Genomic DNA, 24,095 nt, shown 5'->3' with positions numbered 1-24,095 from the left:
ACCGCCATGTGTGTCCCTTCGTGCAGACCTTCCTATGACTCGTCGTGGGCGGACGCCCAGTGGGCGGTGATCGAAGCGCCGCTGCCGGTGCGCGATCCGCGGCGGGGCCGCCGGCTGCTGTGATGCGGAAGGAACCGGCCAGCACTGGCCGCGCCTGGCGCCCACGCGGCGACGGCTCCCGCGATCTTCGACTCGCCGCACCAGGACGACGAGGCGATCGGGCTCGCCGGTTCGATCCTGGAGCACAAGGCCTCAGGGCGACCGGTCTATCTCGTGCTGGTGACCCGGGGCGAGAACGGCGGGCTCGCCCAGTACATGAATCAGGGCGCATGCCAGAGCCTGGGCAACAACTGCTCCGCCCCTGGGCACTACCACGCCCTCGGCTGGGCCGAGACCTGGCCGACCCCTGAGGTCGTCGTCGGCCGTACGGCCGAGTTCAAGCTCTCCGCCAAGGCCCTGGGCGTCGACAAGGTCATCAACTTCGACCTCTCCGACGAGGCGAGCGGCGACTTCGACGGCTTCGTGCAGAAGGTCATCGCCAAGGTCCGCTCGCTCGCCAAGCAGTACCCGGGCGCCTCGCACAAGTTCGCCGCGGGCCGACTCGACGGGAACCCCACGCACAAGGCATGCAGCGACGCCGCCTCCTCCTACGTCCTCGACATCCCGGACGCCCACATGGCGAAGAAGCGTGCCTCGATCCTCGCCTCCAACACATGGGACCCCAAGCGGAACCTCTACGCCCTCGGCTACCGCAGCGTGCCCGTCTGGATGGAACAGTCGCACTCCGACCCGCGGGAGTTCGTCCACACGCTCCCCTCGGACTACAAGCCGGGGCCGGTGGCGTAGCCGAGTAGCCGGTCGGGGCCACGAGCTCAGCCGGCGCGCGGTAGGGCTACTGACGAACGGCCCAGAAACGGTCGGCCATGTTGTCGAAGCCGACCGACGCGGACAGGGACTCCGGCGGCTCCTTCCAGAGCATCTGCCACTGGCCGTCGCCCGGGTCGTTGTCCACGATCACCTCCAGGCCGCGGGCGGTGTTGACCCAGCTGCTGGTCTGGTCGCGGAACCCGTAGTCGGCGAAGTACACCGGCCTGTCCTCGTGGAAGAGGTTGAACTGCAGCCTCCTACCGCCCCAGTTCTTGTCGGCGTAGAAGCAGTAGTAGGAGGGTTCGCTGGTCGGGGCCGGGCACTTCTTCCAGTCCGCGCCCCTGGCGGACCGACGGTGGTGGTCCCCGCTCCACGGCGGAGCCTGCGCCTCGCCCGGCAGCGGCAGGACCACCACCGCCCCGTCCGGGTACGTGATCTCGTTGGCGGCGGTCTGCTTACCGTCCTTGCTCGCGGTGAGTTGGGCGTCCACCGCCTGCTGCAGCAGGTCGCGGTCACCGCGGGCCAGGTTTCTGATGGCGGGCCGCGCGTCCTCACCCGTACTGGGCGCGGCTGCGGCCCGCGCCCCGAGGGGCGCAGCCAGGAGCACGAAGGCCACGACCCCACGAACGAGGAGACTGCGGACTTGAGAGTGCGTCATATTCCAACGGTAGCGATACGCATACGATATGTGATGCTCGCGTCTCGATCAGGGGGCGTGAAACGGCACGCACGCGCTGATCGATCGAAACCTGCGCCCGGGAGAGCACTTGCTGCTCACCGCGCCCGTCCGGGATCGTCCGGGATCGGGTCACGGAGCGGCCGGTGGTGGGCGGGCCGTCCGGCTGTGGACGTTCGGCCCCACCTCCCGTCGGCTGGTCCACGTCCGGATGCGGAACTTCCGTGTGGCATAGCCAATTTGGGTGAAGGTTTGCCCACCGGTCGACGGGAGGGCGACGGGGCGCCGTAGCCTCGGTGGCGACCCGTCGCCGCCGAGGTGCGCGATCCGTTCGGAGCCACGGGAATTCGTCGACTCGGAAAGGCCATCGACAGAAATGACACTCTCATCGGGCTCATCGGGCGGGACCGACGCGGCGGCCGGCGGGCCCTCCCGCCGGAAGCTCCTCAAGATCGGCATCGGCGTCGCCGTGGGGGCGGGGGCCATCGGCTCGGGTGCCCCAGCGGCGGTCGCCGGCGGTCCGAACGACCCTCCGAGCCCGACGGTCGCGACCAAGGTGAAGAACCTCAGCGGACCGGTCGAGACCGGGCCGTTCGCCTCGCCGTGGACCGACCTCGGCATCCCCGTGCTGTGTCCGGACGGCACCATGCTCTTCGTCTGCGGCGACACCTTCGACGGCGCCCAGGTGGGCGCCGCCGACTGGCGTGCCCCGGTCGGTCTGCGCTCCAGCAGCGCCGACCTGAACAACCTGCGCATCGACGGCAGCGTCGGCGGCAGCCACGCCAACAGCCTGGTCGACGAGCCGCACAACCCGGTCGGCGACAAGGCCACGACGGCGATCCCGTCCGACGTGTTCGTCGTCGACGGCGTGATGTACATGCACCTCATGCGCGGCGTCATCTACGACACCCACCACACCGACTTCTGGCGCTCCACCGACAACGGTGAGACCTGGCAGTACCTGTGCCAGTGGCCGGGCGACCTGTACGGCGGCCAGTTCCAGCAGAAGACGTACGCCGTGGCCGACGACGGCTACTGCTACGTCCTGTCCACGGTCTTCAACCGCGACGTGGAATCGGGAATGCTGCTGCACCGGGTACGGAAGGAGAGCCTCGGCAATCCGGACGCCTACGAGCCGTGGGGCTACGCCGACGGCGGGTGGCGGTGGAACGCGCCCGCCCCGACGACCGTCTTCGGCACCCGCAAGTGGGGCGAGATGTGCTTCCGCGCCATGGACGGCAAGTACGTCCTCACGTGGCTGAACATGGACCAGCTGTCGATCAGGGCGATGGTCTTCGCCCTTCCGACCTCGGACCTGACCACGACGCTGGAGCAGGCCATGATCCTCCCCTGCGCCCCGGGCCAGGAGGTCGCCAACCTCGTCGCCAGCCCGTACGGCGGTTTCGTCATCCCCGGCTCGACGTTCGGCAACTTCCACATCGTCGTCAGCCAGTGGTACGACCCGACGAACTACCGGATCATGCAGTACCGGATCAACATGCTGTCCTGAGCCCGCTCCGGCTTCGGGCCGATGCCGTCGGCCCGGCGTCGGCCCGGCGTCGGCCCGGAAATCATGTCGACCGCGCTCGCCTCGTCCGGTACGGTCGCGGGGTTGTTTTCGCTGCCGGGAGCCCGTGCGGTTCGCGTGCGGTCTCCCCTGCGGTTCCCCGGCTGAGAGCAGGTATTCGTCATGGCGTGTCGTATCGGTGAGCTGGTGCTCGGTTGCCGCGACCCCGAGGTGCTGGCGCGGTTCTGGTGCGAGGTCCTGGACTTCGTCGTACTCGGTCGCGAGGACGACGGCTCGATGGAGATCGGGCCGCGCGAAGGGTTCGGCGGTGCGCAACCGACGATCTTCCTCAGCCGTCGGGACGAGCCCGAGAAGGGCAAGTCCCGCCTGCACATCGACGTGAACCCCACCGACCGCGATCAGGACGCCGAGCTCGAACGCCTTCTGGCGCTCGGCGCGCGCCCGGCCGACATCGGCCAGACCGGGCAGGAGCAGTGGCATGTCCTGACCGACCCCGAAGGCAATGAGTTCTGCCTGCTCAAGGCTCGCATCGACCCGCTCTGATGCTCATCGGCCACGGCTCGGCGCCAGGTTCCGGACGCCCGGGGCCTGCCGCGAAGTCCGGTGCGGCGGGGGTGGCTTGATCGGTCTCGAATCTGACGTGGCGAAAGTCTTGTGCAGATTCGACAAGCTGACCAACCGCGTCTACTTCTGCACGGTGAACCCGAAGGAACGAACCAGCTGATTCCGCCGCCCGGTGGTTCGCTGCTCGCATGATGGCGTGGAGCCGCTGACGGGCCGCCAGGGGCGAGGCGCCCGGTTCGAGGTGTGTGCTGCTACTCGGTGCGGCTCCGGAGCTCGGCGAGGGTCTCCTCGACCAGCAGCCGCGCCTCGGCCACTGTTGCCGCCAGCAGTTCGGCGCTCTCTCCGGGCGCCCCCAACAGGTGGCGGACTCGCGGGCCGAAGCCGGCTGGCGCGGCCGGTAGCGTCTCGGCGGCGGCCAGCGCGCCCTTCTCGTTGAGGCACCAGCGCCGGTCGGCGGCGAACATCGCTTGCACCAGCACGCCAACGGCCCGGGAGAGGCAGAGCGAGACGTACAGCGTGTCCGCCCGTGCCGCGCCCTTCGCTGCGGCGCCGACCAGGAACTCCGCCTCCCAGGCTCCCGCCGTCAGGGCCTCTCGCAACGGCTCGGGGTAGGTCGCGGTCTCCTGTTGAAGGTCCGTCAGCTCGCGGGCTGGGTCGGCCAGGACCTGGCCGAGCGCCACCTCGCCCGCGTAGCAGGGCGACCAGAAGCCGAGGGGATGCCCCGCCTGCACGCCGACTTCGTACCGACCCTCGCGGCAGTCCGCCCACACCTGCTCGACCCGGTCCACGTCCCGCAGGATCCAGTCCACTGCCACGCCGTCGACTCGCAGCCACGCGCCGCCGTTCACCCACGGCCCCCAGCCGCCCGGGCCGGCCACCTCCACCTCGGAGCCGGCCAGCGCGCGCAACGCGGCGAGATCGAGCCCGCCACGGTAGTAGACGCCGAGGTCCCAGTCCGAATCCGGCCGGTGCTCTCCGCGGGCCCGGCTGCCGCCGAGCATGACTCCGACGACGCCCGGCACCTCGGCCAGGCGGTTGGCCATCTCCTCGATGATCGCTCGCACGGGGCGAGTCTGGCATTCACCAACGCGTCGGGCCAGCCGTTTCCGCCGGAGGCCATCGGATGCGAGGGCTTCGAGGGCGGGTGCCCCGGCGGCAGACGATCCACGCGCGTCTGGTGACGAGCGCGGGAGGGAACGGCCGATCCTCCGGAGCCATCGGGCGACGGAGCCGACACCCGTCCCCCGTGTCCTGCGACAGCGCTCCAACGCCCCGCTCGCCACCCCGAACGGACACGGTGAGTGTGGCCGAGCCACCCGAGCCGTGGGCCGGCTGTCAGGCGCAGCGGGCTTGCAGGTCCGCGGCGGAGTACCGCTTGCTGATCCTGCGCCCGGAGTCGTCGCGCAGGAAGAAGTACCACTGCTGATCCCTGTGGTGCCAGACCTTGTCCCGGACGGTGCCGCAGTGGGGGGTGCGGTTACGGTCATCGAGCACCACCTGCGCTCGTTGGCCGTCGTGGAAGGCGGGCGCGGGTATCTCGGCACCGCCCGGACTCAGCACGGCTGCGCGCGCCTGGTCGGTGAGCTGGTCCGCTTCCAGAGCCGAGTGAAGAACCGACCGGGCACACGACCGATCGTGGACGGTACCGAACGGAACCAGCTCATGGAGCTCGAAACGGCGGCTCGGCTCGGCACTGAGCCTGGCGGACGCGTGCAGGAGCATCGGCACCTCGGCCCAGCCCCCGGGCGGAAGCTCCCGATACACCTCACCCGAGGCACCCATGGCGGCCAGAACGTCGGGCGGGACCAGAGGATGACGGACGTAGGCCTCGACAACCGCCAGACGCAGGTGCGCGGCAGGGATTCGCCGGCACAAGGCCACCAGGTCGCCGGGTCTGGTGATCAGGTTGATGAACGTGTGGTCGACGAACCGCTGGGCATTGAGGTGCTGCTCGCCACGTGCGTGGATGATGTCGACGGCGTCGGCGAACGCTGCGGGGAAGAGGTCTTCGTACGCCCATAGCCGGTAGGCGTTCAGTCGGTCGGCGAGCAGCCGGAGGCGTTGCTGGGCCGACAACGACATCAATCCATGGACGTCGATGTCCACTCACCTTCTCCCATCGCGGTCCGTGCCGGCGCTCGCAGTGTAGGACACCCTTTCACCGCACGATCGGTGTCGGCAGCCAACACCTGAAGGAAGGCGGCACGTTCATCGAACGCGCGGCGGTCCTTGAGGTGCCGGTTTCCGGGGTCGTTGTGTCGGCGCCGGTGGTGGGGCTTGGTGCCGGAGCCGGCGGGTGGGCTCCGGCACCAAGCCCCCTTCCCCAGGGGGAAGTTGGCCGCAAAGTGGCGGCGTCAGACCTGGTAGCGGTCCGGGGCGAGGAGGTGCAGGTGTTCGGCGACCCAGTCGGAGGTGTGGCGCAGGCCCTCGTCCAGGCCGACCCGGGGCTGCCAGCCGGCCAGGTCGCGCGCCTTGCGGTTGTCAGAGAGCAGCCGTTCGACCTCGCTGCCGCCGGGGCGCAGCCGGGTCGGGTCGACGACGATGTCGGCGTCCCGGCCGGAGGCGACGATCAGGGCCTTGGCCAGGTCGCCGATGGACACCTCGCTGCCGGTGCCGAGGTTGACGGTCTCGCCGAGCGTGCGGTCGGCGCGGGCGATGGCCAGGAAGCCCTCCGCGGTGTCGGTGGCGTAGGTGAAGTCCCGGGTGGGGGTGGTCGAGCCGAGCCTGATCTCCCGTGCACCGGAGTGGAGTTGGGCCAGGATGGTGGGGATGACGGCGCGGGCGGACTGGCGCGGGCCGTAGGTGTTGAACGGGCGGACGACGGCGACCGGCAGTTCGAAGGCGTGCCAGTAGGAGAGTGCCATCATGTCCGCGCCGATCTTCGAGGCGGAGTACGGGGACTGCGGCTGGAGCGGGTGGTGCTCGTCGATGGGTGCGGTGATCGCGGTCCCGTACACCTCGCTGGTGGACGTGTGCACCAGGCGGGCGCCGTGCCGCAGGCAGGCGGCGGCGACGTTCTGGGTGCCCACGACGTTGGTCTGCACGTAGGCCTCGGGGGCCTGGTAGCTGTAGGGGATGCCGATGAGCGCGGCGAGGTGGAAGACGGTGTCGCAGCCGGCGACGGCGTCCAGGACCCGGCCGGCGTCGCGGACGTCTCCGGCGAGCATCTCGACGGGGCTGTCGGGGTCGGCCAGGTAGTGGGCGAGGTATCCGCGCTCGGCGTACGGCTTGTAGTGGACCAGGGCCCGGACGCGGGCGCCGCGGGCGACCAGCAGGTCGACGAGGGTGCTGCCGATGAAGCCTTCGGCGCCGGTGACCAGGACGGTCCGGCCGGTCCAGTCCTGGTGGGCGGCGGGGGTGTTCGGGTGGGCGGGGCGGTTCATGGTGGTCCTCCGGTGGTTCGGGGCGGGTGGTCGACGGTCAGCAGTCAGGTGGTCGGCGGTCAGGTGGTCGGCGGTCAGCGGTCGTACGGGCCGGGGAGGGGGGCCGGGACGGCGGGCGGCGCGGGCGCCGGGGTCCGGCCGATGACGCGCAGCACCTTGGCGGCCAGCAGGTCGGCGGCGCGCGCGTGGTCGCCCGGGTCGGCGGCCTGCGCCATCGCGGCGAGCCGGGCCGGGTCGGCGAGCAGCGGTTCCACCAGGGCGGCCAGCCGTTCGCCGGTGCACTCGTCGTCCGGCAGCAGCAGGCCGGCGCCGGCGTCGGAGAGGACGCGCGCGTTGTGGGTCTGGTGGTCGTGCGGCGCGTGCGGGTAGGGCACCAGCACGGCGGGCATCCGGAGGCTGGAGAGTTCGGCGACGGTGGCCGCGCCGGCCCTGCACACCATGAGGTCGGCGGCCGCGTAGGCGAGGTCCATCCGGTCCAGGTAGGCGACGGCGTGCGCCACCGGGTTGCCGTCCAGCGCGGCCCGGACCTGCGCCAGCGCGGCCGGGCCGGTCTTGATCAGCAGCCGCCGGTCGGTGCGGTGGCGCCAGCGTCCGGCCAGCTCGACGGCGGCCGCGGTCAGGCGGGCGGCGCCGAGGCTGCCGCCGTTGAAGACCAGCAGCCGGACGCCCTCCGGGACGGCGAAGTGCCGACGGGCCTCGGCCCGCAGCGCCGCCCGGTCGAGCTGGGCGACGGCGCCGACCAGCGGCATCCCGACGGTCTGCGCCGAGCGGCCGGCGGGCAGGTGCTCGCGGGTGCGGTCGAAGGCGAGCGCGATGTGCGGGGTGAGCCGGGCGGCGAAGCGGTTGGCCCGCCCGGGCACCGCGTTCGACTCGTGCACCACGCTCGGCAGCCCGGCCATCCTGGCGCCGACGATCACCGGCGCGCTCGGGTAGCCGCCCATGCCGACCGCGACCTGCGCGCCCTGGGCCCGCAGGATCTCCCGGCAGTCCCGGCCGGAGCGCAGCAGCGCCGCGGGCAGCAGGTAGCGGCGCGCGCCGAGGGAGGCGTCGAAGGGGATCATGTCGACGGTGTGCAGCCGGTAGCCGGCCTGCGGGATGAGGGTGGTCTCCAGTCCGCGTTCGGTGCCGACGAAGGAGATCACGGCCCGCGGGTCGGCTCTGCGCAGCGCCTCGGCCAGCGCGAGGCCCGGGTAGATGTGTCCGCCGGTGCCGCCGGCGCCGATCACCACCGACAGGGGGCGGGCCGGATCGTGGTTGGCATGGTTGCCGTGGTTGCCGTGTTCTGTCCGCATGCCGTCGAGCTTGCTGAGGCCGCCTAAGAGACTTCTCAGAGTCGTTCTGCGGGGCGAGGACGACGGACGCGCCCAGGCGCGACCGGCGGCACAGAGGTGGCAACGCCCGGCAGAGGGCCCCGTGGCCGCCGCGAGGACGAGCTAAGAGGCTTCTCAGATTCGTTCTGAGAGGGTTGTCCGCATGAGCAACGGGCAGAGAGTGCTGGTCGTCGACGACGATCCGGAGGTGCGGGCCGCCGTCGAGGACGGGCTGGCCGTCGAGGGCTACCAGGTGCGCGGCGCCGCCGACGGGCTGGCGGCGCTGAACGAGGTGTCCGGCTGGCAGCCCGACGCGATGGTCCTCGACCTGATGATGCCCGTCCTCGACGGGCTGGCCGTCTGCCGCCGGCTGCGGGCCCTGGGCGACCGGCTCCCGATCCTGGTGCTGACCGCGCGCGACTCGGTGAGCGACCGCGTCGACGGCCTCGACGCGGGAGCCGACGACTACCTGGTCAAGCCGTTCGCCCTGGACGAGCTGACCGCCCGGCTGCGCGCCCTGCTGCGGCGCAGCGCCCCGGCCGCCGAGGAGCCCGGCTACCGCTTCGCCGACCTGGAGGTCGACCCGGCCACCCGGACCGGGAGCAGGGCCGGACGGCCGGTGGAGTTCTCGCGCACCGAGTTCGCGCTGCTGGAGGTGCTGCTGCGCCACCCCGGCCAGGTGCTCCCGCGCGAGGTGATCATGGAGCGGGTGTGGGGCGCCGACTTCGGCCCCGACTCCAACTCCCTCGCCGTCTACGTCGGCTACCTGCGCCGCAAGCTGGAGGCCGGCGGCGAACCCCGGCTGGTGCACACGGTGCACGGGGTCGGCTACCGGCTGGACCGGGCTTGAGGGCGCACGCGCGCTGGCGGCGCCGGCGCCCGCTGCGCACCCGGCTGGCCCTCGCCTGCACGGCAGCGGTCGCCGTGGTGGCGCTCGGGATCAGCGCGGCCGCGTTCAGCATCGTCCGCTACGAGCTCAACCACCAGCTCGACCAGCACCTCACCCAGCAGGCCACCCTGGTGCAGCAGCAGCACCGCGACCAGGGGCCGCAGGTCGTCTACGGCGAGTGCAACTTCCTGGCCGCCCCGGCCTGCGCCCAGATCGTCTCCGCCGACCCCGGCAAGGCGCCGAACGAGCCGTACCTGCTGCCCGTCACGCCGACCACCCGCCAGGTCGCCGACCGGCAGCGGGCCGGCTACTTCACCGACCTCACCATCGGCGGCCACCCGGCCCGGATGCTCACCACCCCGATGATCGCGGCGCCGCCCGGCGCCCGGCAGGCCGTCCAGGTCGCGCTGCGCGCCGACAGCGTCCAGGAGGGAGTGCGTCAGGCCGGCGCGCTGATGGCGGCCGTCGCGGCGGCGGGCCTGCTGCTGGCCGCCGTACTCGGGCGCACCGTGGCCCGCACCGCCCTCGCCCCGGTCGCCCGGCTGACCCGCACCGCCGAACGGATCGCCGACACCCGGGACGCGGGGCTGCGGATCGAACTGCCGCCCGGGCGCCGCGAGGACGAACTGACCAGGCTGGCGGGCAGCTTCAACACCATGCTGGGCGAACTGGAGCAGTCCGTGGCCGCCCAGCGCAGGCTCGTCGCCGACGCCTCGCACGAGCTGCGCACCCCGCTGACGGCGCTGCGCACCAACGCCGAACTGCTGGCCCGCGCCGACCGGTTGACCGAGGGACAGCGGGAGCGGGCGGCGTCCGCACTGCACCGCCAGCTGCGCGAGGTGACCGGGATGGTGAACGACCTCATCGAGCTGGCCCGCGACGAGGAGCCGCAGCCGCTGCTCGAACAGGTCGCGGTCGGCCGGCTCGTCGGGCACTGCGTCGACACCGCGCGCGGCCACTGGCCGGCGATCGCCTTCGCCCTCGACGACGACGCGGAGGGTGCCGCGGGCCACGGCGCCGCCGAGCGCACCGTCCCCGGCGTGCCGGCCCGGCTGGCCCGGCTGGTCTCCAACCTCCTCGACAACGCGGCCAAGTTCAGCCCGCCGGGCGCCACGGTCGAGGTCCGGCTCACCGCCGGGCTGGAACTGACCGTCCGCGACCACGGCCCCGGCATCGCGCCCGAGGACCTGCCGTACGTCTTCGACCGCTTCTACCGGGCCTCCGCCGCCCGCGCCCTGCCCGGCTCCGGGCTCGGGCTCGCCATGGCGCGGCAGATCGCCCACGCGCACGGCGCCACCCTCACCGCCGAGGCCGCCCCCGGCGGCGGGGCGCTGTTCCGCCTGCGGCTGCCGGGCTGAGCGGGCCGCGACGGTTCGGCGGCGCGGCGGCCAGGCGGCCCGGAGGAGGAGCGGCGGCGCGGCCCCATCGGCGGCTGGTCCGCGCCGCCGGTCTTAGCGGACCTCCACCGTCACCGGATCCGAGGTCCTCTCGCGAACGGGGTGGCGGTCGTCCAGGCCGGTCAGGCCGAACAGCACCGCGCGGTATTCCAGGACGCCGCCGTGTGCTGCCTTGACCTGCGCGGCGACCTCCGCTTCGGTGCCCGTCTCGACCACGGCGCCGCAGGTCATCCGCTCCCACGTCGACCCGCTGCCGCGGCCCTCCAGGCACACCTGCACGTAGGCGGCGCCGTCGTCGTCCCCGTGCCCCGTGACCGTGAAGGTCGTGCCGACCCGCGCCGTGTGCGGAGCCACGACCTCCACCTCGCCCTTGGCGAACGCGGGCCCGGCGGCCAGGGCCACCGAGGCCAGACCCAGCGCACCGATCACGGCGGCCCGGCCGCCCCACGCCTTCGTCCCGGTCCTCTTCGTCCTGCTCATGAACCAACCTCCTCTGGAACTCCCCCACATGGGGGGACCGCGCCTTGCGCAGGCGCCCGGGTGTGCCCACCGATTATCGGGGCCGGCCGCCGCCCCGGCCGGGTTGCGACGCGGCCCGGCATGGTCGGGACGGGACGGTGGACTGCGGGATCGTCGGGCGGGTCGCTTCGGGAGTGGGCGGCTGCCGGGCCGGCACCACGGAGGGGCTGACCGTGGCCCCGGTTCTGCCCTTTCGTCCCTCGTCCAATCGCTCCCGCCGCCCCTAGACTCGGCGGGCGGGGGCGGCTGGAAGGACGGGGAGGGCGTGCGCGAGACACGGAGAACCGCGGAGCGGCAGACGGCGGCGCCGGCCGCCGCCGAGCGCGGGGCGCGCCTCACGGGCCTGGCCGCGCTTCAGCGGCGGGTGGGGAACGCGGCGGTGACACGCCAGGTGCAGCGCCAGAAGGGCGGCCTGGACGAGCACTACGCCACGAGGCCCACCGAGCACCCCGAGTGGGGGCCGTACCAGGAGCTGACGAAGGCCGCGGGCATCCCCCAACCCCAGGCCGACGCCGCCTGGCAACTGCTGCTCGGCGGGGTCGACTCGCAGGGCACGCTGAACGACGAGGCCATGGCGAAGACGAGCGACCGCCAGGAGCAGCGCGAGCTCCGGGCGTCGAACTCCTGGTACCAGGAGTTCGTCAAGCTCGTGGCCGAGCACCTGGAGATCGAGACGCCCACCATGGCCCTGTGGGCGGGCGGCATCGAGACCAGTGACTACGCGTACCGGAAGGGCCACACGCCCCTGGGGCGGACCCGGATCGGCAGTGTGCTCAACGTCCTGGAGCTGCACCCGGACTGGAAGCTGACGGGGCCGATGTGGAGCGTCCTGTCCAAGGCCTTCGTGTCCCGCGCGACCGGCCCCGTGCACATCTTCGTACGGGCCTACGCTCCGGAGAGCATCCTCATCAGGCTGGAGGTCCCGGAACTACGGCTGGTCCAGCGGCTGAACCCGGACGTGAAGCTGATCTGGCACCCCGTGTACACCGCTCCCGGCGGGCAGATGAGGGAGATCTCGAAGGACTGCCGACTCGTCGACAACGCGGAGTACGACGGGCGGGACAAGTGCGTGAGCGCCCTCATCCAGTACCTCAGGATGTTCCACGACGACGGCAACACCGAGGCCGCCCCCGCCCACCAGAGCATGGAGCGGCTGCTCGTCGCGAACGGCCACAAGGACGGCGTCTGAGACTGCCTCCCGGGCAGGCGGGCCCTGCCTGCCCGGGCGGTGCGGCTACCGGACGACCACGGCGTCGGGGACGCGGTTCGGCCCGCCGGGGGTGAGGGCACCCGCCGGGGCGAGAGCATGGCGCGGGCGCCCTGCGCGGGTGAGCCGTCAACTGTCGGGCGGACAAAGCCCATCGGTTTCTGGGACAGGATCGGGATACTTCCCGCACCTGCCTGTGAACGACCCCCGCCTACGGTGATCACACCCGGTGAACCTCACCGGTCGAACGACATCGGGAGACCTCATGCGCACGCGCCGCCTCGCCCTCACCGCCGCCGCCGTCGCGGCGCTCGCCGCCACCGCGACGGCCTGCGGGCCGGACAACAGCGACACGGGCTCCACCGCCGCCAGCCCCGCGGCCACCGCCGCCGCGCCCACCAGGGCCGCAACCGCATCCACCGGGGCCTCGCCGACGAAAGCCGCCGCCGCGCCCACGTCGCCCTCGACGCCGAAGTCGTCCTCCACGCCGAAGTCGCCCGACGCGGCCTCCTCCCCCGCCGCCGACAAGACCGGCTACGGCCAGGCCTGCGGCGCCAACGACCTGGTCCTCGGCGCGAAGGCCGAATCCCAGGCCGGCGGCTACCTCCTGATCACGGCCAAGGCCAAGCCGGGCATCACCTGCACGCTCCCCGGCACCCACCCCACCATCGCGTTCGGCTCGCGCGGCATCGAGGCCGCCAACGCCGAGCAGGCCACCGGCGAACCGATCACCCTGAGCGGCGCCAAGGTCGCGTACGCGGGCATCATGACGAAGACCACCAAGGACAACCAGGCGGTCCAGTTCACCGACGTCATCGTGGGCATCGGCAACGCCGACCCCAACCCGGCCAGCATCCCCGTCGGCGACACGCCGGTCGACAAGCCGATCGTCACCAACTGGCACACCGTCGCGAAGGACGCCGTCCCCGGCCTCTGACGGCGATTCACCGACGGGGCGCGGACCGGCCGTACGACGGCGACCGCCGTACGGGCCTGCGCTGGTTCAGCCCAGGAAGTCGACGCGGTCGATGAGGCCTTCGCGCACCCGGTAGGCCACCAGGACGCGGACCGGCTCGTCGGCCAGGCCGTGGGCGACTTCGTGGTCGACCACCCAGTCGCCTTCGCTGAGCCGCCCCACGATCTCCGCCCGGCAGCGGCCCTTGGCGAACTGTCCGGCGTACCTGTCGCGCAGAGCCTGCCGACCCTGAAGTCGGGTGCCGTCGGCCCGGTGGATCGTGACGTCCTCGGCATAGGTGGCGACGAAGGCGTCGATGTCGTGGCTGTTGTAGGCGGCGAGCTGCTGCTCGACCACCTCGCGCGGTTCGGTCATGTGATTGGTCGTCCCTTCCTCGGTGTACGAATTACGTATTACGGGTTCAGCCGGGCTCAGGCCGCGAGACGGCGGGTGGCGAGTTCGGCGTAGAGCGCGGCCCCGTCGGGGAGCACCGCGTCGTCGAACTCCGCGTAGGGCGAGTGGTTGACCGGCAGGTCGTCGGGGTCGGTCCCCTTCGGGGCGGCGCCGAGCCACACGAACGATCCCGGCACGGCGTCCAGGACCCGGGAGAAGTCCTCCGACCCGGTCATCGGGTTCGGCATCGACTGGAAGCGCTCCTCGCCGAAGACCTCCCGGACGGTGTCCGCCAGGAAGTCGGTCTCGGCCCCGTCGGTCACGGTCACCGGGTACTGGGGAAGGTACTCGACCTCGGCCCGCAGGCCGTGGGCGGCCGCGATGGCCCTGACCAGCTCCACCGTGGTGTCGGCGGCCTTGGACTGCGCCTCGGCGGAGAAGGTGCGCACGGTCGCCTCGAAGTAGGCGGTCTCGGGGATGATGTTGCGCTGGGTACCGGCCTGGATCAGCCCGACGGTGACCACCACCGGATCGAACACGTCGAAGCGGCGGGTCACCATGGTCTGCAGGGCGGTGACCATCTCGCAGGCCGCCGGGATGGGGTCCTTGGCCCGGTGCGGTACCGAGCCGTGGCCGCCCGCACCGTGGACGGTGACGTTCAGCGCAGTGGAAGCGGCCATGATCGGCCCGCGCCGGGAGCCGAACTCCCCGTGCCGCATGGCCGACGACACGTGCAGGGCGTAGGCGGCGACCGGGCGCCTGCCTGCCGCGTCGAGGACGCCCTCGGCCAGCATGGCTCCGGCTCCGTCCCACCCCTCCTCGCCCGGCTGGAACATGAAGACCACGTCGCCGTGGAGCTGTTCCCGCCGTGCGGCCAGCAGGTGTGCGGCACCCGCGAGCATGGTGGTGTGCAGATCGTGTCCGCAGGCGTGCATGGCCCCGTTGTCGGCGGCGAACGGCAGCGGGGCCTTCTCGGCGACCGGCAGGCCGTCCATGTCGCCGCGCAGCAGCACCGCCGGCCCCGGTCGGCCGCCGCGCAGCACCGCGGTGACCGAGCTCAGCGCGGAGCCCTGGCTCACCTCCAGCGGCAGTCCGTCCAGGGCCCGCAGCACCCGCTCCTGGGTGCGCGGCAGGGTCAGTCCCAGCTCCGGGAACCGGTGCAGGTCGTGGCGCAGCCGGACCAGGTCCGGGGCCAGAGCGAGAGCGTCGTCGTGCAGGGACACGGGCACCTCCGTCGATCCCGCGCGTGGCGGGAACTTGTGCAGAGCGATCTTGTTCCGTGATTCTGGATCTCTCGGCGGGATTTTCCCGCGATTTCGCAGGATCACGCCACCAGGAGGCCCTTCGATGAACGAATCCACCGGCAGCCGGCCGTGACCGGCGCCGAGGTGACGGTGGACGAGCTGGACCTCGCCCTGGTGAACGCGCTGCAACTGCGGCCCCGCGCACCCTGGTCCCTGCTCGGCCAGACGCTCGGGATCAGCCCGGTCACCGCCGCCCGCCGCTGGCACCGGCTCTCGCAGGCCGGGATCGCCTGGGTGACCGCCTACGGCCTGCCGCACCCCGAGGACCGCGGGTGCGTCGCCTACCTCGACCTCGACTGCGCTCCCGACCGGCTCCGGCAGATCGCCGACGAACTGGCCGAGGACCCGCACGTGATGAGCATCGAGCACCTCGCCCAGGGCTGCGACCTCGTCGTCACCGTGGCCTTCACCGACCTGGCGATGGTCTCCCGGTACACCGCCGAACGGCTCGGCCCACTCCCCGGGGTCAACGCCGTCCGCGTCCACCTGGCGACCGGCTTCTACGCCGAGGGGATCCGCTGGCGACTGGACTCGCTGGACCCCGCCCAGCGCGTGGAACTGCACGACGATCACCCGGCGGGCTACGGGACGCCGTCCGGCGCACGAGCTGAAGTCCGGCAAGAAGACCGGGAGTTGCTCATCAGACTGGGCGTCGACGGCCGCCTCGGCCAAGCCGAGCTGGCCGCCGCCACCGGGCTCAGCCCGTCCACGCTGCGCCGGCGCCTCGACCGGCTGGCCGCCTCCGACGCGATCCGCTTCCGCTGCGAGATCGCCGCCCGCGACGCCGGCCGGCCGGTCCTGGCGACCTTCCGGGCCAACCTCCCCCCGGACCGGCTCGACGAGGTCGGACCCCAGCTCGCCAGACTCCCCGAGGTCCGGCTGTGCGTGTCCGTCACCGGCCCTCACAACCTCCTGCTCTCCGTCTGGCAGCGCTCCCTCGCCGACGTCCAGCGGCTGGAAACCGCTCTCGCCCGCAGGTTCCCCGACCTGCGGGTGGCCGAGCGCCGCGTGTCGCTGCGCACCGTGAAGCGGATGGGCCGGATCCTCGACGCGGACGGACGCGCGGTCCGCGCCGTTCCGCTGGACATCTGGCGGGACCCGGTCCCGGTCTCCTGACGGCCGTTCAGCCGTTCAGTCGTTCGGACCGGTCGGCGCCGCAACGCGCCGTCGCCAGGAGCCGCCAGGAGCCGCGGGCCGCCTCGCGCAGGCCCGGCGGCCCGCCCGCGTGTTCCGGCCATTTCCGGGTGTAGGCGCCCGTACCGGTCGCCCTGGTGGGCAGGATGGCCGACGGCCCGCGCCACTGCCCGGCTCCGGGCCCCGCAGACCGATCGGAAGGCAGGGACCAACCATGCCCAGGAGCGCACGGCGACGCACGGCGGCGGCGACCGTCTGCGCCGCACTCATCGGCGCAGTCGGCCTCCTCGCACCATCCGCCCAGGCCCAGGCCCAGGCACGGACCCAGGCACCGGCCCCGGTACAGGCACCGGCGACCGCGTCGTCGACGGCGGACCGGCCCCGGGACACCACCACGCCCCCGGGCACCGAGGGGCAGTCCACCACGGTCACCCGTCCCGACGGCACCCAGGCACGGTTCGCGGTCTTCTCGACCGACTACGCCACCGGACAGACCATCTGGTACCAGACGCAGTCCGCCCCCGGCGGCCCGTTCGGCGCCTGGAACCAGGTCAACGGCATGAACCTCAACTTCCAGAACCAGGTGCTCACCGCCGCCGCGGACGCCGACGGCGCCCTGGAGGTGTTCACCATCGGGTACCAGTCGTCGGTCCTGGTCCGGATGCACCAGGCCGGCCCGGACGGGCCGTGGTCGGCACCCGAGCCCTTCGGCCCCGCCGGGGCGGGCGTGCCGAGGTTCTTCGGGGCGCCGGTGGCCTTCCAGCGGGCGGACGGCACGCTGGCCTTCTTCGAGGTCTACCAGGGCTCAAGCAGCCCGCAGTTGTACGTCAACGAGCAGAGCGCCCCCGGTGTCTGGGGCTCCTGGACCGCCCTGGGATCCGGTCCGCTGCCGTCCGGGGTCGCCACCCCCTCCTCCGTCACCGAGTCGGCCGACGGGACGTTGACCGTGGTCGCGCACATGTGGAACGCCTCCTCGTGGTTCGCCCAGACCTCCGAGCAGGCCCCGGGCGGCGCCTGGGGCCCCTGGCGCGACTGCCGACCCGGCAACTGCACCACCGGCTGACCTCGCCGCCCACACCCCGGAAGCCCCGCGAGGCGGCCGGGAGGCCGAGCGCACCGCCCGGCGGCGCCACCCCGCCGACCTGCCCGGCGCCCGGGCCCGAGCCGCCCGAGGCGCTGGCGCAGACTGGGAGGCGGACCACACCCGACCGACCGGAGGACGACACCCATGGCCGACCGGCCCCTGACGCTGATGGCAGTGCACGCCCACCCCGACGACGAGGCCACCTCGACCGGCGGCGTCCTCGCCCGCTACGCCGCCGAGGGCATCCGCACCGTCCTCGTCACCTGTACCGACGGCGCCTGCGGCGACGGCCCCGGCGGCGCCAAGCCGGGCGAGGAGGGCCACGACCCCGCCGCCGTCGCCGAACTGCGCCGCCAGGAACTCGAAGCCAGCTGCCGGGTCCTCGGGGTCGACCACCTCGAACTGCTCGGCTACGGCGACTCCGGGATGATGGGCTGGCCCGCCAACGACGCCCCGGGATCGTTCTGGAGCACCCCCGTCGCCGACGGCGCTGCCCGGCTCGCCGACCTGATGCTCCACTACCGGCCCGACGTCGTCGTGACCTACGACGAGAACGGCTTCTACGGCCACCCCGACCACATCCAGGCCAACCGCATCACCATGGCCGCCCTCACCCAGGCCGCCCTGACGCCCAAGGTGTACTGGACCACGGCGCCGCACTCGATGATGCAGCGCTTCGGCGAGCTCATGCGCGAGTTCGGCGCCGACGGGAACGACGGGGGCGACGGGGACAACCCGGAGCCCACCGGGGAGGCCGTGGAGCTGCCCCCGATCGGGCTGCCCGACGAGGAGATCACCACCTGGGTGGACGCCACCGCCTTCGGCGGGCAGAAGTACGACGCGCTGCTCGCGCACGCCAGCCAGGGCGAGAACATCTTCTTCCTGAAGATGGGCCGGGAGCGGTTCACCGAGCTGATGGGCGTGGAGACGTTCGTCCGGGTCCTCGACACCACCGGCGCGGCGCTGCCCGAGAAGGACCTGTTCACCGGCCTGCGCTGAGCCGCAGGCTGAGCCGCAGGGCAGGCCCGGGCCCCGGACGAAACGATGCAGGCCACGCCCGGAAGGGCGTGGCCGCTTCCACTCGGGGGCAGTCGGCAAGGGCCCAGACCTGGACCGGAGCCCTGGCTGCCGGTACCCGTGCCCGCGCCGGTGACCGAACCGGTGCGGGCCGTCGGATCAGCGGGTGGTGTAGCCGCCGTTGGCGAACACGGTCTGCCCGTTGATCCACCAGCCGTCGGTGAGCAGGAACTTCACGAGCGGGGCGATGTCCTCGATCCTGGTGAGCTCCCCGTTCATGGAGGACGACTTGTGGTAGGCGACGGAGTCGTCGGTCTCGGCCGGGTAGAAGAACGAGGTGTCCATCGGGCCGGGGGCGACGTTGTTGACGGAGATGTTGCGGCCGAACAGTTCCTTGGACAGGGCGCGGGTGAAGTGCTCGACGGGGGACTTGCTACCGGCGTAGACGGAGTACAGGCCGGTGTAGGCGGCCAGCAGCGAGGTCACGATCGTGACGATCTTCCCGCCGTCCTCCAGACGCTTGGCCGCCTCGCGCATCATGAAGTACGCCGCCTTGGTGTTGACGGCGAACATCCTGTCGAACTCTTCCTCCGTGGTCTCCGTCATGGGCTTCTTGATGACCATGCCGGCCGTGTTGACCATGCAATCGACCTTGCCGAAGGCACGCACCGCGGTGTCGAACAGCGTCTCCACCTCGGCGACCCCGCTCAGGTCGCCCTGATGGACGATGGCGTCGCCGCCGAGCTTCTTCACGTCGGCCGCCGTCTGCTCGGCTTTGTCGCGGGAGGAATCGCTGTTGTAGTGCACAACGATCCTGGCACCGTCCCGGGCGCACTCCTTGGCGATGAGGCTGCCGAGGTTCTTCGATGCGCCTGCGATGACGACGACCTTGTCCTTGAGCGTATGGCCGGGCATGGAACTCTCCTCATCGGGAGCCGGAGGAAGGGGAGGGAAGGGGGGAAGCCGGGCAGGCCCGCCGGCCCGGACGGGTGTGCCTGGCGTCTCGCCGCCACCACCACGCTCACGCTATGGCGGCGTGCCGGGGCCCGCATGTCGAGGTCCCGCGGCTTGCGCCCGTGGCGATCGGAACTCACCACCGCGCACGGGGGAAAGGCCCACGGCTTGGTGCCGGCCCGCATCACGCCACGGGCGGGTGTCCCTGCCACGCCCAGGAACACCGGGGTGCCGCCCCGCCCACCCCCGCTCCCCCAGAGTTAGGAATCACGCCGGGCTGTCCACGAGCATCCGATTCGTCGCCCCCGGCCTCAGCGAAACCGGCGAAAGGCACGACATGACCAGCAGCGCTCCCGGCGGCACCCTCACCCTGGCCCCCGACCTCACCCTCAGCCGGATGGGCTACGGCGCCATGCAGTTGGCCGGCCCCGGCGTCCTCGGTCCCCCCAAGGACCGCGACCAGGCCTTGGCGGTCCTGCGCGAAGCCGTCGAGCTGGGCATCACCCACATCGACACCAGCGACTACTACGGGCCGTTCGTCGTCAACGCACTCATCAAGGAAGCCCTGCACCCCTACCCGGCCGGACTGCACATCGTCACCAAGGTCGGCGCCCGCCGCAACGAGACCGGCGACTGGATCCCCTCGCAGGAACCCGCGGACCTCAAGGCCCAGGTCCACGACAACCTCCGGCACCTCGGCCTGGAGGCCCTGGACGTCGTCAACCTGCGCCTGGACTCGGTGGAAAACATCTCCGACGCGCCCATCGCCGAGCGGTTCGGCGCCTTGGCCGACCTGCGCCGTCAGGGGCTGATCCGCCACCTGGGCATCAGCGGCGTCTCCGACGCCCAGCTCACCGAGGCGCAGGCCATCGCCCCGGTCGTCACCGTGCAGAACCTCTACAACCTGGCCAACCGGCAGGACGACACACTCGTGGACCGCTGCGCGGACCAGAACATCGCCTTCGCCTCGTTCTTCCCCTTGGGCGGCTTCAGCCCGCTCCAGTCCCAGGTGCTCAACGATGTCGCCGCCCGCCTCGACGCCTCCCCGCAACAGGTCGCACTGGCCTGGCTGTTGCAGCGCTCGGCCACCACCGTCCTGATCCCCGGCACCTCCTCCATCGCCCACCTGCGCGAGAACACCGCCGCAGCCGACCTGGTGCTGCCCGCCGACGCGGTCGCCGAACTCGACACCATCGGCTCGGCGAGAGCGCGGTAGTCCTCACCGTGGTCCTCAACCTCGACCATGGCCGGGCGCCCGTGTCCTGCGGCGGTTCCCTCACCGCCCGCCCGGATCCGGGTCCCGCCGCGGTTGCGCCCGTCCGGGTGGCCTTCCGCGCTTCCGGCTCCCCTCCGTTCGCATGCGGCGCTAGGTTGCTGGGCGACCCGCTGGCCCGCTTCCCGGAGGACACCGATGGCCATCCCCGCTCTGGACCACTCGACGACCCGCTATTCCCTCCCCCACGCCTACTGGATGGCGCAGGCCGCCGGACTGGCCGTGCTGGACCGGGCCGGCATCGAGGACAAGGCCCACGCCTGGGGCTTCGACGAGGTGCGGCACTTCGAGTCGACGCACCAGATGCCGTTCCTGATCGAGGACACCCAGGCCTACACGATGGCCAGCGACCGCATGATCGTCACCGGTTTCCGGGGCACCGAGGTCCTGAAGATCTACGACTGGCTCACCGACGTCAGCACCCCGCCCGTTCCCGGACCGGCGAACAAGGGCTTCGTCCACTACGGATTCCACCAGGCCCTGCGGTCCGTCTACCCCGAGATCCGCGACACCATCCAGGGACTGCGCACCAACGGGCAGAGCGTCTGGTTCACCGGCCACAGCCTCGGCGGCGCCCTCGCCATGCTGGCCGGCGTCTGCTGGTACTTCGAGGAGCCTCGCCAACTCCCCGACGGCGTCTACACCTTCGGCCAGCCCCGCACCTGTGAACGCCTTCTCGCCGCCGCCCACAACACGGCTTTCCGGGACCGCTGCTACCGCTTCGTCAACAACAACGACATCGTCCCCCAGCTCCCGCCCGAGCCGGCCTTCACCCACGTCAGCGCACTCCGCTACTTCGACGCCGACGGAGGGCTCCACGAGGCCATGCCGCTCATCGCCGGGTTGAAGGACCGGGCGAAGGGCTACCGCCAGGACATGTTCGCCCCCGAGACCGACGGCATCAAGGACCACCACCTGCGCAACTACCTCGCCGCGTTCGAGAAGAACCTCGCCACAACCGCCTGATCGCAGGACACCCCGGGGCCGGCCGGGTGGCCCCGGCGCGACCAGGTGGCTCAACAGCGGTCGCGCCGCTTCACCCTGCTGGGACGTCAAGGAGAAGTCCAACGGCTCCGCCGTACCGGTCGGTGCGGTGCTGACGTTGCCGGAGCTGGATTCCGTCTCCGACACTGCACACCCGGCGCACGCGGATACCGGGGTCACCGCCCGTGCTCCGTCTGGAGCAAGCGGCTGCTGACGGGATCTGCCCGACTCCCCCGCATGGCGGCGTCGATACGGCCGCCGCACCGGTGCCCCGCCACGCCTGTTGACGAGTCAGCCCGCTGTCGTTTTCGGATCAGTAGTCCAGGACGCGCTGGAGATAGGCGGTCCTGGCCGCGATGGCGAGTTGCGAGACGGCCGCCTGCGGCGCGGCGGTGGCGAAGGCGTGCCAGGCTCCCGGCCACACGTGCAATTCGACCGGGACTCCGGACCGGGACAGCCGCGCGGCGTAGTCGATGGTCTCGTCCCGGAAGGTGTCGACCTGGCCGGTGTCGATGTAGGTGGCGGGCAGCCCGCTCAGGTCTGCCGCGCGGGCCGGAGCCGCGTAGGGCGAGACCTCGGGCCCGCCCCTGGCCTGCCCGAGCAGGCAGGTCCATGCCGTCAGGTTGGCCCGGCTGTCCCAGAATCCCTCGCGGTCGAGTTCCTGGCTGGACGCTGTCTGACAGCGGTCGTCGAGCATCGGCGCCTGCAGCATCTGGTGGGCCAGGGCCGGGCCGCCGCGGTCCCGAGCCAGCAGCGCCGTCGCCGCTGCGAGCCCACCGCCCGCGCTCGTGCCCCAGATGATCAGCCGTTCGGGGTCGATGGACAACTCGTCGGCGTTGGCCGCGACCCACGCCAGCCCGGCATAGCAGTCCTCGACGGGTGCGGGATGGGGATGCTCGGGAGCCAGCCGGTACTCCACCGAGATTCCGACGATGCCGAGGACGTCCACCCACTCGGCGAGCACGTGGGAGAGCTCCCACTTGTTGCCGGAGATCATGCCGCCACCGTGGGTGTGGTAGACGCACGGGCGTGAGCCCGCGCCGCGGGTAGGACGCATGATGAGCAGCGAGATCTCCGGTGCCCCGGCGGGGCCGGGCACCGTGCGTTCCTCGATCTCGACGGCCCCGTCCCGGCGCAGCGCGGCCGCGTCGGCCCCGCCGGGCACCGTCGCGTTCATTTCCCGGTAAGCGGGGATATCGGCCGGCCCGAGCCAGCCGAGTTCCCGCACCTCTTGCGGATAGGTGGCCAGGATTGCGGCCAACTCGGGGTCGAACGGTGGTCGGGAGTACATGCTCGGGTCCTTCCTTCAGTGGTTCGCCGCCCCAGTGTCCTGGCCGGTCGCCGCCCGATCCACCGCCGGATGGCTCACGTCATCCGCCATGTGGCGGATATGGTCCAGTGGTGGAAGAACTGCTCCAACGGCTCTCGGCACTGGATCCCGCCGCCGGGGACGCGGTGCGCGCCATCGCCTACTTCGACACCCTCGTCGAGCAGCGGGCCGGCCTCGATGCCTTCGTCAGGGCCGGGGCCATCCTCTCGGGCTGCACGGCGGGGCTGGCCGATCCCGACCGTCACGTCCTGGTGCGCATCCATCCCGACGGCCACCGGCTGGAACCGGCCGCGGACGTTCCCTCCTGGCCCGGCACCGCACTACGCGGTACGACCGCAGGCCGGGTCTGGCTCGAACGCACCGGCATGTCGCTGCCCACCGACGCCATCGTTCTCGAACGCCTCGCGGCCGGGGCGGGCATCGTCCTGGACCGAACCCGCGGCCGGGCCGCCACACACGACCCGGCCAGCGTGGAAGTGCTGCTCTCACCGGAGGCCACACCCGCAGCCCGCGCGCAGGGCGTGCGCAGACTCGCCCTTCCCGCAGCGAGATTCAGGGTCGCGGCCCTGCTGGGAAACCCGGATGATCCAACGATCAACCGGTGGAGCACTCGCCTCGGACGCGTGACCGCCGCCATCGTCGTCGACACCACGACCGAGCCCACCGCGAGCCTTGGACCCGGCATCGGGACCGAGCACGGGCCAAGAGCCGGGCTGGGCCCCGCCGTGGAAGCCGGTGGGCTGCCGCGATCATGGCACGGAGCGCTGACGGCGCTGCGGCTGACAGCCGAGACCCACGGTCCGCGCCACCTCAACTACGACGCGCTGGGCGGCCTGGCCCTCGTGGCCGAGCATGTCTCCCCGCACAACGCGTTGATCGAGGATGTGCGCGCGCTGCGTGCGGCGGAAAGAGCCGGCACCGGCGCGCTGGAAACCCTGGCCGCCCTCGAAGCCCACGACAGCCTGCGCCAGGCAGCCGCCGCGTTGCATCTGCACCACTCCACACTCCAGGCGCGCCTGCCCAAGCTGACCGCCGCCCTCGGCTTCGCCCCCGACACCCCGCAAGGACGCACACGCCTCCACCTCGCCCTGGCCCTCCACCGACTCAACCTCAACGGTCCCCTTCCCTAGCCCCCTTCCCTAGCCACCGAGCAGCAGTCGCAGTCCTCGGGGGGGGCGGTCACGTCGAAGACCATGAGGGCGCTCTCCGCTAGATCTAGATAAGGAGTACATCGGCCATCTGGCCGACCTGGCCAGCCGGTTCGACCCGCACACCAGCGGCAGGCACTCGCCGCGTCGCTGCCCGCACTCCTCAGGACGGCCCGGCT

The 24,095-nt window shown here is 72.0% G+C and carries 23 protein-coding genes and 1 pseudogene; 14 read left to right on the top strand and 10 right to left on the bottom strand.

Annotation, left to right across the window (positions count from 1 at the left end):
* Positions 1-6: 6 nt before the first annotated feature.
* Both AB0P03_RS25210 and AB0P03_RS25205 read left to right on the top strand, forming a co-directional pair.
* A pseudogene (locus tag AB0P03_RS25210) lies at positions 7-120 on the top strand (IS5/IS1182 family transposase); the annotation flags it as partial.
* A gap of 24 nt (positions 121-144) precedes the next feature.
* Positions 145-846, top strand: a complete 702-nt coding sequence (locus AB0P03_RS25205; RefSeq protein WP_363581306.1) for a PIG-L family deacetylase — start codon at positions 145-147, stop codon at positions 844-846.
* A 46-nt stretch (positions 847-892) separates the two neighbouring features.
* On the opposite strand, the gene AB0P03_RS25200 is transcribed toward AB0P03_RS25205, so the two are convergent.
* Entirely contained in the window at positions 893-1,525 is a 633-nt protein-coding gene (locus AB0P03_RS25200) for a peptidase inhibitor family I36 protein (RefSeq protein ID WP_363581075.1), read from the bottom strand.
* Between the two features lie 394 nt (positions 1,526-1,919).
* Here AB0P03_RS25200 and AB0P03_RS25195 point away from each other — a divergent pair, with 394 nt between their 5' ends.
* Positions 1,920-3,053, top strand: a complete 1,134-nt coding sequence (locus AB0P03_RS25195) for a DUF4185 domain-containing protein (RefSeq protein ID WP_363581073.1) — start codon at positions 1,920-1,922, stop codon at positions 3,051-3,053.
* Between the two features lie 180 nt (positions 3,054-3,233).
* Complete coding sequence (locus AB0P03_RS25190; RefSeq protein WP_363581071.1) at positions 3,234-3,614, top strand: VOC family protein; 381 nt, start codon at positions 3,234-3,236, stop codon at positions 3,612-3,614.
* Between the two features lie 272 nt (positions 3,615-3,886).
* On the opposite strand, the gene AB0P03_RS25185 is transcribed toward AB0P03_RS25190, so the two are convergent.
* From AB0P03_RS25185 to AB0P03_RS25170, 4 genes are all read right to left on the bottom strand, one after another.
* Positions 3,887-4,678, bottom strand: coding sequence for a nucleotidyltransferase domain-containing protein (locus tag AB0P03_RS25185; protein ID WP_363630914.1), 792 nt, complete (start codon positions 4,676-4,678; stop codon positions 3,887-3,889).
* 292 nt (positions 4,679-4,970) lie between these two features.
* The gene (locus tag AB0P03_RS25180; RefSeq protein ID WP_363630861.1) at positions 4,971-5,741 is read right to left on the bottom strand and encodes a hypothetical protein; all 771 of its coding nucleotides are present in this window, start codon (positions 5,739-5,741) and stop codon (positions 4,971-4,973) included.
* A 248-nt stretch (positions 5,742-5,989) separates the two neighbouring features.
* The gene (locus tag AB0P03_RS25175; RefSeq protein ID WP_363622064.1) at positions 5,990-7,018 is read right to left on the bottom strand and encodes an SDR family NAD(P)-dependent oxidoreductase; all 1,029 of its coding nucleotides are present in this window, start codon (positions 7,016-7,018) and stop codon (positions 5,990-5,992) included.
* A 74-nt stretch (positions 7,019-7,092) separates the two neighbouring features.
* Positions 7,093-8,310, bottom strand: coding sequence for a UDP-N-acetylglucosamine--N-acetylmuramyl-(pentapeptide) pyrophosphoryl-undecaprenol N-acetylglucosamine transferase (locus AB0P03_RS25170; protein WP_363630859.1), 1,218 nt, complete (start codon positions 8,308-8,310; stop codon positions 7,093-7,095).
* A gap of 181 nt (positions 8,311-8,491) precedes the next feature.
* On the opposite strand from AB0P03_RS25170, the gene AB0P03_RS25165 reads away from it, so the two are divergent.
* Entirely contained in the window at positions 8,492-9,178 is a 687-nt protein-coding gene (locus AB0P03_RS25165) for a response regulator transcription factor (protein WP_063352055.1), read from the top strand.
* A complete protein-coding gene (locus AB0P03_RS25160) occupies positions 9,175-10,575 on the top strand; it encodes a HAMP domain-containing sensor histidine kinase (RefSeq protein WP_363581062.1) in 1,401 nt (466 codons plus the stop codon). The genes AB0P03_RS25165 and AB0P03_RS25160 overlap by 4 nt, the downstream gene beginning before the upstream one ends.
* Before the next feature lie 93 nt (positions 10,576-10,668).
* On the opposite strand, the gene AB0P03_RS25155 is transcribed toward AB0P03_RS25160, so the two are convergent.
* Positions 10,669-11,094: a hypothetical protein gene (locus tag AB0P03_RS25155; protein ID WP_363581061.1), complete on the bottom strand. Its 426-nt coding sequence runs from the start codon at positions 11,092-11,094 to the stop codon at positions 10,669-10,671.
* Between the two features lie 304 nt (positions 11,095-11,398).
* On the opposite strand from AB0P03_RS25155, the gene AB0P03_RS25150 reads away from it, so the two are divergent.
* Together AB0P03_RS25150 and AB0P03_RS25145 are read left to right on the top strand one after the other, a co-directional pair.
* On the top strand, positions 11,399-12,322 hold the full coding sequence (locus tag AB0P03_RS25150) for a hypothetical protein (protein ID WP_363630857.1): 924 nt from the start codon (positions 11,399-11,401) through the stop codon (positions 12,320-12,322).
* Between the two features lie 283 nt (positions 12,323-12,605).
* Positions 12,606-13,277, top strand: coding sequence for a hypothetical protein (locus AB0P03_RS25145; protein WP_363630855.1), 672 nt, complete (start codon positions 12,606-12,608; stop codon positions 13,275-13,277).
* A 66-nt stretch (positions 13,278-13,343) separates the two neighbouring features.
* Here AB0P03_RS25145 and AB0P03_RS25140 read toward each other — a convergent pair whose 3' ends face one another.
* Positions 13,344-13,670 carry a nuclear transport factor 2 family protein gene (locus AB0P03_RS25140; RefSeq protein WP_363622167.1) on the bottom strand — a complete coding sequence of 109 codons (327 nt, stop codon included), beginning with the start codon at positions 13,668-13,670 and terminating at the stop codon, positions 13,344-13,346.
* Between the two features lie 56 nt (positions 13,671-13,726).
* Positions 13,727-14,911, bottom strand: coding sequence for a M20 family metallopeptidase (locus AB0P03_RS25135; protein WP_363581053.1), 1,185 nt, complete (start codon positions 14,909-14,911; stop codon positions 13,727-13,729).
* A 150-nt stretch (positions 14,912-15,061) separates the two neighbouring features.
* Between AB0P03_RS25135 and AB0P03_RS25130 the strand changes: the two genes are divergently transcribed.
* From AB0P03_RS25130 to AB0P03_RS25120, 3 genes are all read left to right on the top strand, one after another.
* Positions 15,062-16,108: an Lrp/AsnC family transcriptional regulator gene (locus AB0P03_RS25130; protein ID WP_363630853.1), complete on the top strand. Its 1,047-nt coding sequence runs from the start codon at positions 15,062-15,064 to the stop codon at positions 16,106-16,108.
* Between the two features lie 232 nt (positions 16,109-16,340).
* A complete protein-coding gene (locus AB0P03_RS25125; protein WP_363630851.1) occupies positions 16,341-17,189 on the top strand; it encodes a hypothetical protein in 849 nt (282 codons plus the stop codon).
* A 165-nt stretch (positions 17,190-17,354) separates the two neighbouring features.
* On the top strand, positions 17,355-18,209 hold the full coding sequence (locus tag AB0P03_RS25120) for a PIG-L family deacetylase (RefSeq protein WP_363581047.1): 855 nt from the start codon (positions 17,355-17,357) through the stop codon (positions 18,207-18,209).
* A 177-nt stretch (positions 18,210-18,386) separates the two neighbouring features.
* Here AB0P03_RS25120 and AB0P03_RS25115 read toward each other — a convergent pair whose 3' ends face one another.
* On the bottom strand, positions 18,387-19,142 hold the full coding sequence (locus tag AB0P03_RS25115; RefSeq protein WP_363581045.1) for an SDR family oxidoreductase: 756 nt from the start codon (positions 19,140-19,142) through the stop codon (positions 18,387-18,389).
* A 376-nt stretch (positions 19,143-19,518) separates the two neighbouring features.
* Between AB0P03_RS25115 and AB0P03_RS25110 the strand changes: the two genes are divergently transcribed.
* Both AB0P03_RS25110 and AB0P03_RS25105 read left to right on the top strand, forming a co-directional pair.
* Positions 19,519-20,397, top strand: coding sequence for an oxidoreductase (locus AB0P03_RS25110; RefSeq protein WP_363630850.1), 879 nt, complete (start codon positions 19,519-19,521; stop codon positions 20,395-20,397).
* Between the two features lie 195 nt (positions 20,398-20,592).
* On the top strand, positions 20,593-21,420 hold the full coding sequence (locus AB0P03_RS25105) for a lipase family protein (protein WP_363630849.1): 828 nt from the start codon (positions 20,593-20,595) through the stop codon (positions 21,418-21,420).
* Positions 21,421-21,751: 331 nt separating this feature from the next.
* On the opposite strand, the gene AB0P03_RS25100 is transcribed toward AB0P03_RS25105, so the two are convergent.
* On the bottom strand, positions 21,752-22,729 hold the full coding sequence (locus tag AB0P03_RS25100) for an alpha/beta hydrolase (RefSeq protein ID WP_363581039.1): 978 nt from the start codon (positions 22,727-22,729) through the stop codon (positions 21,752-21,754).
* A gap of 110 nt (positions 22,730-22,839) precedes the next feature.
* Between AB0P03_RS25100 and AB0P03_RS25095 the strand changes: the two genes are divergently transcribed.
* On the top strand, positions 22,840-23,898 hold the full coding sequence (locus AB0P03_RS25095) for a helix-turn-helix domain-containing protein (RefSeq protein WP_363581037.1): 1,059 nt from the start codon (positions 22,840-22,842) through the stop codon (positions 23,896-23,898).
* The last annotated feature ends 197 nt before the right edge of the window (positions 23,899-24,095 follow it).

The sequence above is a fragment of the Kitasatospora sp. NPDC088779 genome (assembly GCF_040685395.1).
Taxonomy (GTDB): domain Bacteria; phylum Actinomycetota; class Actinomycetes; order Streptomycetales; family Streptomycetaceae; genus Kitasatospora.
Note: the sequence above shows the minus strand (reverse complement) of the source record. Positions and strands in the feature narration are given on the sequence as shown.

What these genes read in the sequence shown, in the direction of transcription:
- AB0P03_RS25190 (WP_363581071.1), top strand. Translation starts at nt 3,234, where the DNA reads ATGGCGTGTCGTATCGGTGAGCTGGTGCTCGGTTGCCGCGACCCCGAG.
- AB0P03_RS25165 (WP_063352055.1), top strand. Translation starts at nt 8,492, where the DNA reads ATGAGCAACGGGCAGAGAGTGCTGGTCGTCGACGACGATCCGGAGGTG.
- AB0P03_RS25145 (WP_363630855.1), top strand. Translation starts at nt 12,606, where the DNA reads ATGCGCACGCGCCGCCTCGCCCTCACCGCCGCCGCCGTCGCGGCGCTC.
- AB0P03_RS25195 (WP_363581073.1), top strand. Translation starts at nt 1,920, where the DNA reads ATGACACTCTCATCGGGCTCATCGGGCGGGACCGACGCGGCGGCCGGC.
- AB0P03_RS25120 (WP_363581047.1), top strand. Translation starts at nt 17,355, where the DNA reads ATGGCCGACCGGCCCCTGACGCTGATGGCAGTGCACGCCCACCCCGAC.
- AB0P03_RS25170 (WP_363630859.1), bottom strand. Translation starts at nt 8,310, where the DNA reads ATGCGGACAGAACACGGCAACCACGGCAACCATGCCAACCACGATCCG.
- AB0P03_RS25175 (WP_363622064.1), bottom strand. Translation starts at nt 7,018, where the DNA reads ATGAACCGCCCCGCCCACCCGAACACCCCCGCCGCCCACCAGGACTGG.
- AB0P03_RS25185 (WP_363630914.1), bottom strand. Translation starts at nt 4,678, where the DNA reads ATGGCCAACCGCCTGGCCGAGGTGCCGGGCGTCGTCGGAGTCATGCTC.
- AB0P03_RS25200 (WP_363581075.1), bottom strand. Translation starts at nt 1,525, where the DNA reads ATGACGCACTCTCAAGTCCGCAGTCTCCTCGTTCGTGGGGTCGTGGCC.
- AB0P03_RS25110 (WP_363630850.1), top strand. Translation starts at nt 19,519, where the DNA reads ATGACCAGCAGCGCTCCCGGCGGCACCCTCACCCTGGCCCCCGACCTC.
- AB0P03_RS25125 (WP_363630851.1), top strand. Translation starts at nt 16,341, where the DNA reads ATGCCCAGGAGCGCACGGCGACGCACGGCGGCGGCGACCGTCTGCGCC.
- AB0P03_RS25140 (WP_363622167.1), bottom strand. Translation starts at nt 13,670, where the DNA reads ATGACCGAACCGCGCGAGGTGGTCGAGCAGCAGCTCGCCGCCTACAAC.
- AB0P03_RS25105 (WP_363630849.1), top strand. Translation starts at nt 20,593, where the DNA reads ATGGCCATCCCCGCTCTGGACCACTCGACGACCCGCTATTCCCTCCCC.
- AB0P03_RS25155 (WP_363581061.1), bottom strand. Translation starts at nt 11,094, where the DNA reads ATGAGCAGGACGAAGAGGACCGGGACGAAGGCGTGGGGCGGCCGGGCC.
- AB0P03_RS25100 (WP_363581039.1), bottom strand. Translation starts at nt 22,729, where the DNA reads ATGTACTCCCGACCACCGTTCGACCCCGAGTTGGCCGCAATCCTGGCC.
- AB0P03_RS25115 (WP_363581045.1), bottom strand. Translation starts at nt 19,142, where the DNA reads ATGCCCGGCCATACGCTCAAGGACAAGGTCGTCGTCATCGCAGGCGCA.